The organism is Siminovitchia fordii DSM 16014 = CIP 108821 (assembly GCF_000374565.1).
GTDB lineage: Bacteria > Bacillota > Bacilli > Bacillales > Bacillaceae_C > Siminovitchia > Siminovitchia fordii.
In genome coordinates this window covers 14,063-28,973 of the sequence record NZ_KB894705.1, presented here as the reverse complement: position 1 = coordinate 28,973, position 14,911 = coordinate 14,063, and the positions used below count along the sequence as shown (strand labels likewise).

General features: G+C 43.3%; 13 protein-coding genes. All 13 read left to right on the top strand.

Annotated elements, in window-relative coordinates:
* Positions 1 to 59: 59 nt before the first annotated feature.
* The 13 genes from C509_RS0119140 to spoIIE all read left to right on the top strand — a co-directional run bounded on the left by C509_RS0119140 (position 60) and on the right by spoIIE (position 14,891).
* Positions 60 to 689 carry a 50S ribosomal protein L25/general stress protein Ctc gene (locus C509_RS0119140; RefSeq protein ID WP_018708545.1) on the top strand — a complete coding sequence of 210 codons (630 nt, stop codon included), beginning with the start codon at positions 60 to 62 and terminating at the stop codon, positions 687 to 689.
* A 144-nt stretch (positions 690 to 833) separates the two neighbouring features.
* Positions 834 to 1,400: an aminoacyl-tRNA hydrolase gene (pth, locus tag C509_RS0119135; protein WP_018708544.1), complete on the top strand. Its 567-nt coding sequence runs from the start codon at positions 834 to 836 to the stop codon at positions 1,398 to 1,400.
* A gap of 63 nt (positions 1,401 to 1,463) precedes the next feature.
* On the top strand, positions 1,464 to 1,694 hold the full coding sequence (fin, locus tag C509_RS0119130; RefSeq protein ID WP_018708543.1) for an anti-sigma-F factor Fin: 231 nt from the start codon (positions 1,464 to 1,466) through the stop codon (positions 1,692 to 1,694).
* Positions 1,695 to 1,764: 70 nt separating this feature from the next.
* A complete protein-coding gene (gene mfd, locus C509_RS0119125; protein WP_018708542.1) occupies positions 1,765 to 5,289 on the top strand; it encodes a transcription-repair coupling factor in 3,525 nt (1,174 codons plus the stop codon).
* Positions 5,290 to 5,622: 333 nt separating this feature from the next.
* Complete coding sequence (spoVT, locus tag C509_RS0119120) at positions 5,623 to 6,159, top strand: stage V sporulation protein T (protein WP_026319975.1); 537 nt, start codon at positions 5,623 to 5,625, stop codon at positions 6,157 to 6,159.
* Positions 6,160 to 6,445: 286 nt separating this feature from the next.
* Complete coding sequence (locus C509_RS24300) at positions 6,446 to 8,083, top strand: putative polysaccharide biosynthesis protein (RefSeq protein WP_083934628.1); 1,638 nt, start codon at positions 6,446 to 6,448, stop codon at positions 8,081 to 8,083.
* Entirely contained in the window at positions 8,083 to 9,546 is a 1,464-nt protein-coding gene (gene yabN, locus C509_RS0119110) for a bifunctional methyltransferase/pyrophosphohydrolase YabN (protein ID WP_018708539.1), read from the top strand. Before C509_RS24300 ends, yabN begins: the two co-directional genes overlap by 1 nt.
* A gap of 21 nt (positions 9,547 to 9,567) precedes the next feature.
* Positions 9,568 to 9,831 (top strand): RNA-binding S4 domain-containing protein, encoded by a 264-nt coding sequence (locus C509_RS0119105; RefSeq protein WP_026319973.1) that lies wholly within the window; start codon positions 9,568 to 9,570, stop codon positions 9,829 to 9,831.
* A 175-nt stretch (positions 9,832 to 10,006) separates the two neighbouring features.
* The gene (yabP, locus tag C509_RS0119100) at positions 10,007 to 10,312 is read left to right on the top strand and encodes a sporulation protein YabP (RefSeq protein WP_018708537.1); all 306 of its coding nucleotides are present in this window, start codon (positions 10,007 to 10,009) and stop codon (positions 10,310 to 10,312) included.
* The gene (yabQ, locus tag C509_RS0119095) at positions 10,309 to 10,929 is read left to right on the top strand and encodes a spore cortex biosynthesis protein YabQ (protein WP_018708536.1); all 621 of its coding nucleotides are present in this window, start codon (positions 10,309 to 10,311) and stop codon (positions 10,927 to 10,929) included. The genes yabP and yabQ overlap by 4 nt, the downstream gene beginning before the upstream one ends.
* Before the next feature lie 11 nt (positions 10,930 to 10,940).
* Entirely contained in the window at positions 10,941 to 11,330 is a 390-nt protein-coding gene (locus C509_RS0119090) for an FtsB family cell division protein (RefSeq protein WP_018708535.1), read from the top strand.
* A 90-nt stretch (positions 11,331 to 11,420) separates the two neighbouring features.
* The gene (locus tag C509_RS0119085; RefSeq protein ID WP_018708534.1) at positions 11,421 to 11,819 is read left to right on the top strand and encodes a S1 domain-containing RNA-binding protein; all 399 of its coding nucleotides are present in this window, start codon (positions 11,421 to 11,423) and stop codon (positions 11,817 to 11,819) included.
* Positions 11,820 to 12,401: 582 nt separating this feature from the next.
* Positions 12,402 to 14,891: a stage II sporulation protein E gene (gene spoIIE, locus C509_RS0119080; protein WP_018708533.1), complete on the top strand. Its 2,490-nt coding sequence runs from the start codon at positions 12,402 to 12,404 to the stop codon at positions 14,889 to 14,891.
* The last annotated feature ends 20 nt before the right edge of the window (positions 14,892 to 14,911 follow it).

Below are 14,911 nucleotides of genomic sequence, written 5' to 3'. Positions count from 1 at the left end.
TTAAGGTATAAATATGGATAGAGTACTTTTGACAACATTAGGTTAGGAGAAGGTGCTAAATGGTTAATGTATTGAAGGCAACAGAAAGGACAAGCGACCGACGTTCCCAGTTGCGGGAATTAAGGGAGCAGGGAGGTATTCCGGCTATTATCTATGGTTATAAGACGGATAATACCCCTATTTCCATCGACAACGGTGAATTTATTAGAACGATGCGCGAGGTTGGCCGAAATGGCGTTATCAGCCTTGATGTTGATGGTAAAAAGCTAAATGTCATCTTGCATGAATACCAGGAAGACCCGATCAAAAAAGAAGTGATCCATGCCGATTTTTTAGCCGTCGATATGTCTCAGGAAATTGAAGCGAATGTACGAGTCGAATTATCTGAAGATGCAGAGGGCGTAAGAGACGGAGGGGTACTTCAACAAATCCTTCACGAAGTTGTTGTTACAGCTAAGCCAGATGAAATTCCAGAGATTATCAATGTCGATATTTCTGGGCTTGGAATCGGGGATACAATCTCCATTGGTGAAATCCGTGGGAATTATCCAATCACGATTAACCATGAAGACGATGAACCAATTGCAACAATTCTGGCTCCAAGAGTTGAAGCTGAACCGTCGGAAGAGGAAACAGAGACGGAAAAAGCCGCTGATTCAGAAAATACAGATACGGAAGAAAAGGAATAAATCATACGGAATATAGGCGCAGCCAAGACGGTTGCGCTTTTTCCCCGCTTGTACAAAGATAGACAGTCCTTTATTGTGAAATATTTTCACTTTAAAATTATAAAAATAAACCATCTGTTGAAAATGTCTGGGGTGTGTTGTTGGATGAAGCTTATAGTTGGACTGGGAAATCCTGGTCCCCGTTATGAAAAAACAAGGCATAACATCGGCTTCGAAGTGATCGATGAGCTGGCTTCCCGTAATGGGGTAAAGTTAAGTGATGCCAAGTTTAGTGGGCTGTTTGCCAATATAAACAAAAACGGTGAAAAAGCCATATTATTAAAACCATTGACATATATGAATTTATCAGGGGAAAGTATCCGGCCGCTGGCGGACTATTACAAAATCCCCGTAGAAAATGTACTTGTTATCTATGATGATCTTGATTTGCCTGTTGGTAAAATCAGACTGAGGCAAAAAGGGAGTGCAGGCGGCCATAATGGAATGAAATCGACCATTCAGCATTTGGGTACATCTGAATTTAATCGGATCCGGATCGGAATTAACAGACCGCCGGAGGGAATAAAGGTTCCCGATTATGTATTGGGACGCTTCTCAAGTGATGAGTGGGATGAAATGCAATCTGTCATACAAACATGTGCGGATGCATGTGAAGAATGGCTGGAAAAACCTTTTCTTGAAGTTATGAACCGATTTAACTCCAATGGATGAATAACTCCGGGCATAGGCGTTCATACTAAATAGTAAAAATTGCCTTGCCGAGGAGTGAATGGTATGACTGTCCATTACTTTTGCCGCCATTGTTCGGCAAAATTAGGCTCTATTGAAAATCATATAATACCATCCCAACAATTGGGTTTACACAAACTAACGGAACAAGAGAGACAGGAAATGGTCACATATCAAACGGACGGAGACCTTCATATTCAAGCGATTTGCGAAGATTGCCACGAAGCTTTCTCACGCAACCCCGACTTGCATCAATATGATTATTTGATCCATTAAAAGCTTTGGTTGGACCAAAGCATTTTTCCGTTTGAATCTTCGTTCCATTTTCTGGAAAGAGGAGAAAGTCATGCGTGGTTTACGAAATCTGATTTTACAGCAAAGTGAACTGCAGTCAGTGATTGCCGGAGTCAAGGAAGGAATCCGCGAACAACTTGTGGCGGGCCTTTCAGGGTCCGTACGAGCCCTGCTAATAGCTGCGGCGGTAAATGAAACGGGTAAATCTCTGATTGTTGTCACACATAATTTGCTTCAAGCACAAAAACTTTATGAAGACCTTTCACAATTAGTGGATGAAGATCAACTGTTTTTATACCCTGCGAATGAATTGATTGCATCCGAACTTGGCGTAGCAAGTCCGGAGCTCAGGTCACAGCGGATAGAGACACTGAATTATATGGTGTCTGGGCGTCAGGGTGTTTTTGTCGTGCCGATGGCAGGGCTAAGAAAAGCATTGCCGCCTTCAGATGTATGGAAAAAACTGCAGCTCCATATTAAAACTGGTTCGGAGCTGGATCTGGACAAGCAATTGCCGCTGCTCGTTCAAATGGGTTATAACCGGACGGATATGGTCAGTGCCCCGGGAGAGTTCAGTATACGGGGAGGAATTTTGGATATTTACCCGCTGACGGAGGATGATCCCATTAGAATTGAACTTTTTGATGTGGAAGTCGATTCCATCCGGACATTTTCAATTGAAGATCAGCGTTCAAAGGAAAATCTGTCACATGTCGTCATAGGGCCTGCAACGGAGTCGCCTGTTGGCGTGGGTGAACTTTTCCAAGCCGCCGGTAAGCTTGAAAAAAGCCTTGGCAGTTCATTGAAAAAGGTAAAAAAAGATTTAACAAAAGAGCAGTTGATGCAAAATATCGGTGCTGACATTGAGCAAATGAGAAATGGACAAAAGCCCGAGCAATTTTTTAAATATATGCAATTGGCCTATAATCCGGCTGCCAGTTTGCTAGACTATGTTTCTCGTGACGCCCTATTAATATTGGATGAGTTGAGCCGGATCCAGGAAATGAATGAACGTCTGGAAAAGGAAGAGGCCGAGTGGTTCACATCAGTCCTTGAACATGGGCAAATTACTCATGATCTGGAAATTGCCCATTCCTTGAACGAGCTGTTGGCGGAGGCTCCGATGCCGAGGATTTATTTGTCGTTGTTTTTACGGCACGTTCCAAATACGAGTCCTCAAAATATCGCAAATGTCCCATGTAAATTGATGCAAAACTTCCATGGCCAGATGCATTTGCTTGCATCAGAAGTAGAGCGCTGGAGAAAAAATGGCATGGCGGTTGTTTTTCTTGCTCCGGATGAAGAACGAAGCCAAAAAATGCAGTCTGTTTTGCGCGATTATGGAGTAGAAGCTGCTATTGCAGAGGAATCGGGGAAGTTTGTAGGCATCCAAATTGTTAAAGGCTCCTTGAACACGGGCTTTGAACTTCCGTCATTAAAATTGGCCGTGGTGACAGAGGAAGAAGTTTTCAATAAGAAAACCAGAAAAATGAAACGCCGGCAAAAGCTGTCCAATGCAGAGCGAATCAAGAGTTATTCAGAATTGAACCCCGGTGATTACGTTGTCCATGTCAATCATGGAATCGGGAAGTACTTAGGCATTGAAACATTAGAAATTAAGGGTGTCCATAAAGATTATTTGAATATTTCCTACCAAGGGAATGATACCTTATACGTCCCGGTTGACCAGATCGAACTTGTCCAGAAATATGTCGGTTCAGAAGGCAAGGAACCGAAAATGTATAAACTGGGCGGTAATGACTGGAAGCGGGTTAAGAAAAAAGTCGAGTCATCGGTCAAAGATATTGCCGATGAACTCATTAAGCTGTACGCCGAACGTGAAGCGACAAAAGGATATGCTTTTTCTCCGGACAGCGATATGCAGAGGGAGTTTGAATTATCTTTTCCTTATCAGGAAACAGACGATCAGATTAGGTCGATTACGGAAATCAAACGTGATATGGAGAGAGAACGCCCGATGGATCGGCTGCTTTGCGGAGATGTCGGTTACGGAAAAACAGAAGTCGCAATCCGGGCTGCATTCAAAGCGATTATGGATGGAAAGCAGGTGGCCATTCTTGTCCCGACTACCATTCTTGCCCAGCAACATTTTGAAACAATAAAAGAAAGATTTAACGGCTATCCCATTAATATAAGTCTGCTCAGCCGCTTCAGAACGAAGAAGCAGCAGACAGAAACCTCCAAAGGGTTGAAAAACGGGACAATTGACCTTGTCATCGGGACTCATCGCCTTTTATCAAAAGATATTAAATTTGCAGATCTTGGGCTTCTTATTGTTGATGAAGAACAGCGTTTTGGTGTCTCCCACAAGGAAAAAATCAAGCAATTGAAAACAAACGTGGACGTACTGACTTTAACGGCTACCCCTATCCCGCGGACACTTCATATGTCCATGCTTGGTGTGCGGGACTTGTCCGTTATTGAAACACCACCGGAAAACCGTTTTCCTGTCCAAACATATGTCATGGAATATAACGGAGTATTTGTTAAAGAAGCGATTGAACGTGAATTGGCGCGTGATGGGCAGGTGTACTTCCTATATAATCGTGTGGAAGATATTGAAAGGAAAGCGGAGGAAATCTCCATGCTTGTTCCTGATGCGCGTGTTGCTTACGCACATGGCCAGATGGGGGAATCGGAGCTCGAATCCGTCATTCTAAGCTTTTTGGACGGTGAATTCGATGTGCTTGTTACGACAACAATCATCGAAACAGGGGTAGACATACCGAGTGTCAATACATTGATCGTTCATGATGCTGACCGGATGGGGCTTTCTCAGTTGTATCAGCTAAGAGGAAGAGTCGGGCGTTCCAACCGCGTGGCCTATGCCTATTTTACGTACCGGAAAGATAAAGTTTTGACGGAAATTGCAGAAAAAAGACTTCAGGCCATCAAAGAATTTACTGAGCTTGGTTCGGGTTTTAAAATTGCTATGCGGGATTTATCCATCCGGGGTGCCGGTAATCTGCTCGGAGCACAGCAGCATGGGTTTATTGATTCTGTAGGCTTTGATTTATACTCCCAGATGCTAAAAGAGGCAATTGAAGAACGTAAGGGAGGCACTCCTGCTGATGCAGTCCCATCCTTTGAGGTTGAATTGGATTTGGATGCCTATATCCCGGATGCCTATATTTCTGACAGTCAGCAGAAAATTGAAATGTATAAGCGTTTCCGCAATATAGAGTCATTGGAAGAAGCGGATGAGCTCAAGGAAGAAATGATTGACCGCTTTGGTGACTACCCGGAGCAAGTGGGCTATTTGTTTACTGTTGCGGAAATGAAAGTCTACGCCCGGTCTATCAAGCTTGAATTGATCAAGCAGTCCAAAGGAGAAATCGTCATTTACTTTTCGGAGGAAGGCACGAATGAGATCGATGGAAGGAAAGTATTCGAGGTAACCAATCGTCATGGCCGGATTGTGGGTCTTGGCATGGAGGGCAGCCAATTGAAAATCACCTTGCAAATCAGCAGGCTGTCAACGGATGAATGGCTTTCTATTGCAACAGATATCATTAAAGAATTGAATACGGCCAGGAAAGAGCAAGCGCCTGTATAATGACCGATAGAAATGGTCCCGACTACCAATTACGGCACCGTTGCAGGATCGAGCAGGAATGTCAGTAAAAACGTCGGCTTTTTCCTTCCAATGCTGACGAACAGGATACTCACATTCATCAGAAAAAAATCTAAAAAAAGAAATTTGACCCAAAAATGAGCAGTTTATGTATAGAACCTATTTTTTTGAAAGATACTATTTCCAACAACCAAGACAATCAATTTAAAAAAGGTTCTTGCAGGAAAACGAAAAATGGGCTGCCCTATAACGGGCACCCTCAAGTTTCAATTTGGATTTTCCGGAAATCATCTGATGAAAGAGAGGCAACTTGTGATGAAGGCAACAGGAATAGTTCGTCGTATTGATGATCTGGGAAGAGTAGTAATACCGAAAGAAATTCGAAGGACGCTCAGGATCCGGGAAGGAGACCCTCTCGAGATTTTTGTAGACCGCGAGGGCGAGGTCATACTAAAAAAATACTCCCCGATTAATGAATTGGGCGATTTTGCAAAAGAATATGGCGAAGCATTATACGATAGTCTTGGCAGTTCAGTCCTGATTTGTGATAGGGACGCGGTAATAGCTGTAGCCGGGAGTTCAAAGAAGGATTATATAAATAAAAACAACAGCGAAATGATTGAACAGGCCATGCACAACCGGACGTCAAAGCTGGAAACAACAGCCGGTACCCTGTCGCTTGTGGAGGGTGTTGAGGAAGAGATTGCCTCGTATGCCATTGCTCCTATCATCGCAAGCGGTGACCCTATCGGCGCGGTCGTTATTTTTTCAAAGGACAAGACGATCGGTGAAGTTGAGCAAAAATCAGCAGAAACCGCAGCTAGTTTTTTGGCGAGACAAATGGAATCTTGAGTTAATATTCATAACAGGGAGCGGGCTTGGCATTTGCCGAGCCCGATTCTGTTTTATGGAAAAAATGATCTTGCTATGTTGAATTGTGAGATATTACGGATGTTTATTCAAAATCTGATTTCCTCCGAAAAGCCAATATCGGCCTATTCGTCTGGGAACTGGTCTTTTCCTGCTCTCGTCTGGTTTTACGATGATAAGCGGCATTCCCATTTTGTCAGAGCCACACCAGTCTGTCTGTCGTTAAAGGAACGCTGCCGCTTTCTATATATGATATAATGGCTTCCGGATGAAATTATGCAGAAAGGCGAGGGAGAGCTTGCCGGATGATTCAAGACATTTGGTAAAAGGCGCTGTCATTCTGACAATGGCTGCCTTCACCATTAAGATCTTAAGCGCGGTGTATCGTGTTCCTTTTCAAAATATCGTAGGTGATACAGGTTTTTACATATATCAGCAAGTATATCCATTGTACGGTATTGCTTCTGTACTGGCTGCATCTGGTTTCCCGGTTATCATATCGAGGCTTGTAGCAAAACAGGTCGTGGAAAACGGAGAAAGGCAAGAAGATTTACAGCGGATTTTACAGATAATATTTGTTGTACTTCTTATTGTTGGAATGAGTTTGTTCCTATTTGTGTTTTTCGGTGCCAAATTCATTGCCGGCAAGATGGGAGATCCATTGCTCGAACCTGTTATCCAAGTGGTTGCTTTTCCGTTTTTGCTCCTTCCGTTTCTTTCCGTATGGAGAGGGGCTTTCCAGGGATATGGGAATATGGCTCCGACGGCGATCAGCCAGGTAACGGAGCAGTTTGTCAGGGTGGCTGCTATCTTGGCCATCTCCTATCTTCTCGTCAATCGAGGCTTCTCTCTTTATGAAACAGGGCGCGGAGCCTGGGCAGGAGCAGTTATTGGAGGGTTAACAGGCCTTATCATGCTTGGGCACTATGTTCGGAAAAGCAGTTTAAAAATATTTGCATTTCAACGGCTTTCCGTCAGGGAACTGCTAACTGTAGGAAAAATAGTGGTTTTGCATGGGACGGCCATTTGCTTTAGCGGTCTTCTTTTAATTTTGTTTCAATTGGTCGATTCATTAAACTTGTACTCACTTCTTGTACAATCAGGTTTGGGAATGGAAGAGGCGAAGTCATTAAAGGGGGTTTTCGATCGGGGCCAGCCGCTTATTCAGCTTGGAACAGTGGCGGCGACTTCGCTGTCACTGGCACTTGTTCCGGCAGTGACAGCAGCGTGGACACAAGGGAATACTGAAGCCCTACAGAAGAAAGTGGCTACTTCCTTGAAGGTAAGCCTTGCTGTCGGATTGGGAGCGGCTGCAGGGCTTATGAATATCATCAAGCCGACTAATATCATGCTGTTTAAAAATGAAGACGGCTCCGGAGTCCTCGCTGTTTTGGCAACGGTTATTTTTTTAGCGTCGGTTATTATTACTATATCGGGAATTTTACAAGGGCTCGGGCAAATGATGGCTCCAGCTAAATATATATTGTTGGGGACTGTTTGCAAGTATTTCGGAAATCTTATTCTCGTCCCTGCCTTTGGGTTGGCTGGCGCCGCTTGGGCGACAGTTATCGGTCTATCCGTAGTCTGCCTACTGATTATGTGGAAATTGAAAAGCTATTTTTCCATTCGGTCCGTTCTTTGGCATTCATTTGTCCGCCTTGCATCAGCATCGGTTGCCATGACTGTTGTTTTGCAGGGGTGGCTTTATGTTCTCAACCTTATGGGAATACAAGGACGTCTATCTAGTACAGTTGCCGCATTGACAGGTGTTCTGGTCGGAGGTCTCGTCTATCTGGCTGTCTTGATGCGAATGAACTTGTTTACAGAAGAAGAAACCAGCCACATTCCGTATTATTCAAAGCTTAAAAGATTCAGCAGGCTTGGAGGAGAAAGGAGGCAAAAATGATGAATAATATTAGAGTTGCCGGGCTTGGTGCAGGGGATTTGAACCAGCTTCCCTTAGGCATCTATAGGCTTTTAAAAGAGGCAGATCATTTATTCTTGAGGACTAAGGAGCACCCGGTTATAAAACAACTGGAAAAAGAAGGGATCTCCTACCAATCTTTTGATCATATTTATGAAATGCACGATCAATTCAAGGCTGTGTATGAAGAAATTACCGAGCTTCTGCTTGATGAAGCATCGAAAAGAGATATCGTCTATGCGGTCCCCGGGCATCCGCTGATCGCAGAAAAAACAGTCCAGCTGTTGCTGGACAGAAGTGGGAATCATGGAATTAACGTGACGGTTGAAGGCGGACAAAGTTTTCTGGATGCATTGTTTACCGCCGTCCGCGTAGACCCCATTGATGGTTTTCAACTGCTTGACGGCACAATGATGAGGCGGGATGAACTACAAATCTCACAGCACGTCATTGTTGCACAGGTATATGACCAAATGGTCGCGTCAGATGTGAAGCTCACATTGATGCAAAAATATCCCGACGATTACGAAGTCACCGTGGTAACGGCAGCAGGAAGTTCCAAAGAAAAGATCAGGACGATCCCATTGTTTGAATTGGACAGGCAGCCTTTTTTAGATAATTTAACAAGTGTGTATGTTCCTCCGGTCTCATCGAGGGAGCTTGCTTTAAAAGAGTTTTCAACATTAAGGGAAATTATTGCTGATCTTCGCGGTCCGGAAGGATGTCCATGGGACAAAAAACAGACGCACCTTTCGTTGAAAAAATATTTGATTGAAGAATCATATGAACTGCTAGATGCCATTGACCGCGATGATATTGATGACATAATCGAAGAACTTGGAGATGTGCTGCTGCAGGTCATGCTTCATGCGCAAATCGGCGAGGATGACGGCATGTTTTCCATTGAAGATATAGTTGCAGGAATTTCCGAAAAAATGATTCGCAGGCATCCTCATGTATTTGGTGATACAAAGGCAGAAAATGCGGACGAAGTTGTTGTCAACTGGGAGCAGATCAAAGCGGAGGAAAAAGGAGAGCCAATCAATAAAGGCTCGCTCCTTGACCAGATCGAAAAGGGTCTTCCGGCTTTACTGCGCGCTTATGAAGTTCAAAAGTCTGCGGCGAAAGTAGGCTTTGACTGGGATAATGCGGAAGAGGCTATGGAAAAAGTATGGGAAGAAACAAAGGAATTTCAGGCAGAGTTGGCGAAACAAGACAAGAGGAACCAATTGGATGAAATGGGAGACCTGCTTTTTGCGGTCATTAATGTGGCCCGTCTTGCTAAAATCCATCCGGAAGAGGCATTGCAAGCGGCCAATGAAAAGTTTTATAGACGATTCGCTTTTATAGAGGGAAAAGTCAAGAAAAGCGGGCGGTCATTTGACGATTTTTCGCTGGAGGAATTGGAACTGTACTGGAATGAAGCAAAAAAACAAGAGAAATAGAAGGTGAGTAAAGTGGCAACGATGCGGCTGGATAAATTTTTAAAAGTGTCTCGGCTGATCAAAAGACGCCCTCTTGCCAAGGAAGTCGCGGACAAGGGGAGAATCTCGATTAATGGCCAGCAGGCGAAAGCAAGCTCCAATGTGAAGGTGGGAGACGAGTTGTCGATTCGTTTTGGACAAAAAGTTGTAACGGTCAAAGTGGAGGAACTTCAGGATTCTACGAAGAAAGAGGATGCGGCCAATATGTACCGTCTCTTGAAAGAAGAGCGGGTAGAGGAAGAATAATGAAAAAGATCGGGTGCAGATTGGAAGCACTCGGTTTTTTAATTTATGAAAAAGGATGATTTCTGTCTGTACGTTGCTGAATGTCGCACTCTGCTTTTCTACAAAGGGCTTGTTCTATTCGCATCCCTCGTTACATAAGTATGTATCAAAATCCGTGCGAAAAAGAGGGATGAAGATGAGCCAATACTATGAACCAAATCAAGCCGGAAAAGGGACTGTGCCAGAACATGATCTTGTGATGCGGGGACGCAGGTTAATTGATATTACGGGAGTGAAGCAGGTAGAAAGTTTTGATAATGAAGAGTTTTTGCTTGAAACAGTGATGGGCTTTCTGGCGATAAGGGGTCACAGCCTGCAAATGAAAAACCTGGATGTTGATAAAGGAATCGTCTCTATCAAAGGAAAAGTCTATGACATTGTTTACCTCGATGATCATGACGGAGGGAAAGCTAAAGGATTCTTTGGCAAGTTGTTCAAATGAGTCTTCCTGTCCAATTTTATACGCTGCTTGCCATGATTGGCATGGGAAGCCTCTTTGGCGCCACGCTTGATACGTACCAGCGGTTTTTAAAACGGGGTACACGAAAAAGGTTGATTGTCTTTTTGAATGATCTCCTGTTTTGGTTGATACAAGGGATCATTATATTTTACGTTCTTTTTCTGGTGAATTATGGAGAGTTGAGATTTTATCTTTTTCTGGCGCTGCTTTGCGGTTTTTCAGCCTATCAGGCTCTTTTTAAACAAATCTATCTTAGGCTGCTGGAATCGCTGATCCGAACGGTTAAAGCCATTGCCAAAATGATTTACAGAACAGGGTATTTATTGGTGTACAAGCCAGTCAAGGGACTATGCATTCTGCTGATAACTATTATTCTCTATATATACGGCCTGTTATTGTCTCTTGTAAAAATAGTCTGGGCAATGGTAGAATGGGTGCTAAAGACTGTTTTTATGCCATTTGTATGGGTGTTAAAAAAAATCATCCCTGAATCAGTGATAGAATTTGTCGCTCGATCGCGAAAAACAATAGCAGGAAAATTAAAAGGCAGCAAGAATATAATCATCAAAGCTATGAATTTTTTTCGAAAAAAGAGATAGGAGGTTAATGGATGGGTGTCAAGCCAAAAAACACTGTTACTTCACTGGAAAATAAATATATGATGGAACAAGAGGTTTCTGCACGTTCAGCAGCTAGGAAAAGGAAACTGTTGGTTCGCCGCCTATCCGTTTTTCTCATATTTACCATTGTGGTTTGTACCCTGTTGATCTCAACTTTGGTCTCAAGGGAGTCTGCCCTGAAAGCGAAGGAAGAAGAAAAAGTCCGGGCGGAGGAAACATTGGCCAAACTTGAGAAAAGGCAATTGATGCTCGAAAACGAGATTGTCAAACTGAATGATGATGAATATATTGCAAAGCTTGCCAGAAGTGAATATTTCCTTTCTGATAAAGGCGAAATCATTTTTAACATTCCTAAGGAAAAAGACAAGGAAAAGGATTAAAAGAGCTCATATTGACACTTTTTTTAAAATTTAGCTATAATATAAAGTAAGGTTTATTTTGTAAACACTTTAAGGAGGATAAATTTTTTTATGTCGATTGAAGTAGGCAGCAAGGTACAAGGTAAGGTAACAGGCATTACTCATTTTGGGGCGTTTGTTGAGTTGCCCGGGGGCTCGACAGGACTTGTTCACATTAGTGAAGTAGCCGACAATTATGTAAAGGACATCAATGAACATTTAAAAGTTGGCGAAGAAGTGCTCGTAAAGGTCTTAAATGTAGAGAAGGATGGAAAAATCGGGCTGTCAATCCGGAAAGCCAAAGATCAGCCGCCTTCCCGTTCAAGACAAGGAAGAACGAATGATTTTCGTTCAAAGGAAAGTTTTGAGCAAAAGATGAATCGCTTCTTGAAAGATAGTGAAGACCGATTGTCTTCTTTAAAGCGCCACACCGAGTCTAAAAGAGGTGGACGCGGCTCCAGACGAGGATAACTTGCTGTCTATTAGAAAAGCGAAAGCGCCTGTTTTTTGACGTACCGACCGGAGTGTCTCCGATGTAATTAAGGAAACGCGGCGACGGAGGAGCGCATGAGGGCTTAATGCAGGAAAGCTGCACAGCTTTACGACAGGGTAACATAACTTTCTTCGGAAAAGCTATACCTTGGGGGTGCCCTAGGCACAAAAATCTGCTAGTCAATAGGCGCTGTAGCTAGTTAATAATAAAGCGCAAAACACCGTTGAGTGACATATAGACTGGACGGTTCCTATTGGATTTGAAGAAATGGACAATACTGGACTTATTCCATATGAAGAATAAAAAGCGAAAGAACTATGAAAAGTTCTATTCGCTTTTTTATTTTTTTCGGAATGCCACAATAATCCTCACCCATGGAATCCTCTGTTTGGGATCTTTCGACGCTCCTTTCCCCCGCTCGACTTTCCTGGCTGATTGCTCATCTTATTGCCCAATTTAGTCGAACGAAACTTTGGTACACATCCTTTAAAGTGACAAAGTTTTAGGATTTGTCCCCTTATAATGAGAAACAATTATTTATTTTCGGGGAGAGATGAAAAATGGAAAAGGGAGATCAAAGTATCGTCGAATCCGTCGGAACTGCGAGTTTGCAAGGGACAGACCTTGATTTTTCAACGGGGTTAAAGAGATTTCAGCAGAAATTGGAGTATTTGTTTCTTCAAAAAGGCCTCGCGTTGCTGATTGTAAGTATCTTGCTTGGACGAGCGTTGATTTTATCACAATTGACTCCGTTCGCTTTGCCATTTTTTGCAGCCATTTTTATGACAAGAAGAAAAAGCGCTCCTCTTGTGCTTTTTGGCCTGTTGGCTGGATCTCTGACAATTTCCTTAGGGAATACATTGTTTATTTTTTCCACCTGCGCCATATACCTTGTGAGTTTTCGCTTGCTGGAAAGGCTGCATGCCATGCCGATTAAAGCAATGCCTTATTATGTATTCTTTATATCCTTCTTAACTAAGTGCCTTTTTATTTATGCTGGGAATGGAGAGGCATTTACGAACTATGACGCCCTCATGGCCGTTGTCGAAGCAGCTCTTTCATTGGTCCTTGTCTTTATCTTTATTCAGAGTACTCCTTTTCTGACGGCAGGGAAAAGAGCTAAGGCGTTAAAGACGGAAGAGGTCATCAGCTTGATTATCATGCTTGCATCTGTGATGACAGGAACGATCGGCTGGGCCATTTACGGTTTGTCCATTGAACATATTTTATCCAGGTATCTTGTGATTTTGTTTGCTTTTACGGCAGGTGCTACTGTCGGGTCTACGGTCGGTGTGGTTACAGGACTTATCTTCAGTTTGGCAAGTATGTCCAGTTTTTACCAAATGAGCTTACTTGCGTTTGCGGGCCTGTTGGGCGGCTTGTTGAAAGAGGGCAAACGGGCTGGAACAGCAATTGGTCTTCTTGTTGCTACATTGCTTGTCGGCATTTATGGAGAAGGAGGCGGCGGGCTGACCTTGACAATGTATGAATCGTCCGTCGCTGTCATCCTTTTGCTTCTTACTCCGTTTACATTGATAGAAAAGCTGGCACGCCATATTCCCGGTACGGCAGAGTATATCCAGGATCAGCAGCAGTATGCTCGAAAAGTTCGTGATATTACTGTTCGGAGAGTGGAACAGTTCTCTTCTGTTTTTGAAGCGCTTTCGGACAGCTTCTCAGAACCCGAAAAATGGAAGGATTCCGCTGATGACGAACGGGAATTCGATATGTTTTTAAGCAATGTCACAGAGAAAACTTGCCAGATGTGCTTCAAAAAGGACAAATGCTGGGGAGAGAACTTTGATAAAACATATGACTTAATGAAAAGTATTATGCATGAAATAGATGAAGAGTCTGGGATGCTGCCGAGGCCCGTCTATCAACAGCTGGAAAAACATTGCAACAGGGCGGGGAATGTGAGGAATGCCATTCACCAGGAACTGGCTGTTTACCAAGTAAACCAAAAGTTGAAACGGCAGGTACAGGAAAGCAGGAAGCTTGTGGCAGAGCAGCTTTTAGGTGTTTCGGAAGTAATGGGGGACTTTGCGAGAGAAATAAAGCGCGAGCAGAATAGCCATCACAAGCAGGAAGAGACGCTGCTGGATGCCCTTCAGGATTTCGGAATTGATATTGAACACGTGGAAATTTACAACCTGGAAGCCGGCAGTATTGATATGGATGTAATGATTCCAGATTGGTACGGAAATGGGGAGTGCGAAAAACTGATAGCACCACTTATTTCAGACATCATGGGAGAAACAGTCGTTGTCCAAAACAAAGAAGCTGCTGAATATCCAAATGGGTTTCATTATGTGACGCTGCGTTCGGCCAAGGCTTATGTGGTTGAAACAGGAGTGGCTCACGCTGCAAAAGGGGGAGGTTTTCTTTCAGGAGACAGTTATTCAACGATTGAGCTTGGAGGAGGGAAATATGCACTGGCCATAAGCGACGGAATGGGAAACGGAGAGAGGGCCCATAAGGAAAGCAATGAAACCTTAAAGTTATTACAAAAAATCCTGCAGTCAGGCATTGAAGAAGGAGTTGCCATAAAATCAATCAACTCCGTCTTATCGTTAAGAACCGATGATGAAATATTTTCAACTCTGGATCTGGCTATGATTGATCTAAAAACGATCGAAGCCAAGTTTCTGAAGATTGGTTCAACACCAAGCTTCATCAAGCGGGGGAATAAAATTAAAAAAATTGAAACTGGCAATTTGCCAATCGGAATATTAGAGGAATTCGATTTCGATGTTGTCTCCGAGCAGCTTCGGGATGGAGATCTAATCATTATGATGAGCGATGGCGTATTTGAAGGCCCGAAGCATGTGGAAAATTATGAACTATGGATGAAAAGAAAGCTGAAAGAGTTACAGACGGATGACCCTCAGGCTGTCTCTGATCTTATAATGGAAGAGGTGATTCGAACCCGTTCAGGAGTGATACAGGACGATATGACAATCTTGACCGCAAAAATAAAACGAAATGTTCCAAAATGGGCGGCAATCCCTGTAAGAAAAAAAACAGCCAGTTTATCTGGGGCAAGTTAGTATAAAAAACTCCCGATCCG

Excerpts from the sequence above, each read along its gene's own strand:
- fin (WP_018708543.1), top strand. The coding sequence starts at position 1,464 with ATGACTGTCCATTACTTTTGCCGCCATTGTTCGGCAAAATTAGGCTCT.
- yabN (WP_018708539.1), top strand. The coding sequence starts at position 8,083 with ATGAATAATATTAGAGTTGCCGGGCTTGGTGCAGGGGATTTGAACCAG.
- C509_RS0119085 (WP_018708534.1), top strand. The coding sequence starts at position 11,421 with ATGTCGATTGAAGTAGGCAGCAAGGTACAAGGTAAGGTAACAGGCATT.
- mfd (WP_018708542.1), top strand. The coding sequence starts at position 1,765 with ATGCGTGGTTTACGAAATCTGATTTTACAGCAAAGTGAACTGCAGTCA.
- spoIIE (WP_018708533.1), top strand. The coding sequence starts at position 12,402 with ATGGAAAAGGGAGATCAAAGTATCGTCGAATCCGTCGGAACTGCGAGT.
- C509_RS0119140 (WP_018708545.1), top strand. The coding sequence starts at position 60 with ATGGTTAATGTATTGAAGGCAACAGAAAGGACAAGCGACCGACGTTCC.
- C509_RS0119105 (WP_026319973.1), top strand. The coding sequence starts at position 9,568 with ATGCGGCTGGATAAATTTTTAAAAGTGTCTCGGCTGATCAAAAGACGC.
- C509_RS24300 (WP_083934628.1), top strand. The coding sequence starts at position 6,446 with ATGAAATTATGCAGAAAGGCGAGGGAGAGCTTGCCGGATGATTCAAGA.
- yabQ (WP_018708536.1), top strand. The coding sequence starts at position 10,309 with ATGAGTCTTCCTGTCCAATTTTATACGCTGCTTGCCATGATTGGCATG.
- yabP (WP_018708537.1), top strand. The coding sequence starts at position 10,007 with ATGAGCCAATACTATGAACCAAATCAAGCCGGAAAAGGGACTGTGCCA.
- C509_RS0119090 (WP_018708535.1), top strand. The coding sequence starts at position 10,941 with ATGGGTGTCAAGCCAAAAAACACTGTTACTTCACTGGAAAATAAATAT.
- pth (WP_018708544.1), top strand. The coding sequence starts at position 834 with ATGAAGCTTATAGTTGGACTGGGAAATCCTGGTCCCCGTTATGAAAAA.
- spoVT (WP_026319975.1), top strand. The coding sequence starts at position 5,623 with ATGAAGGCAACAGGAATAGTTCGTCGTATTGATGATCTGGGAAGAGTA.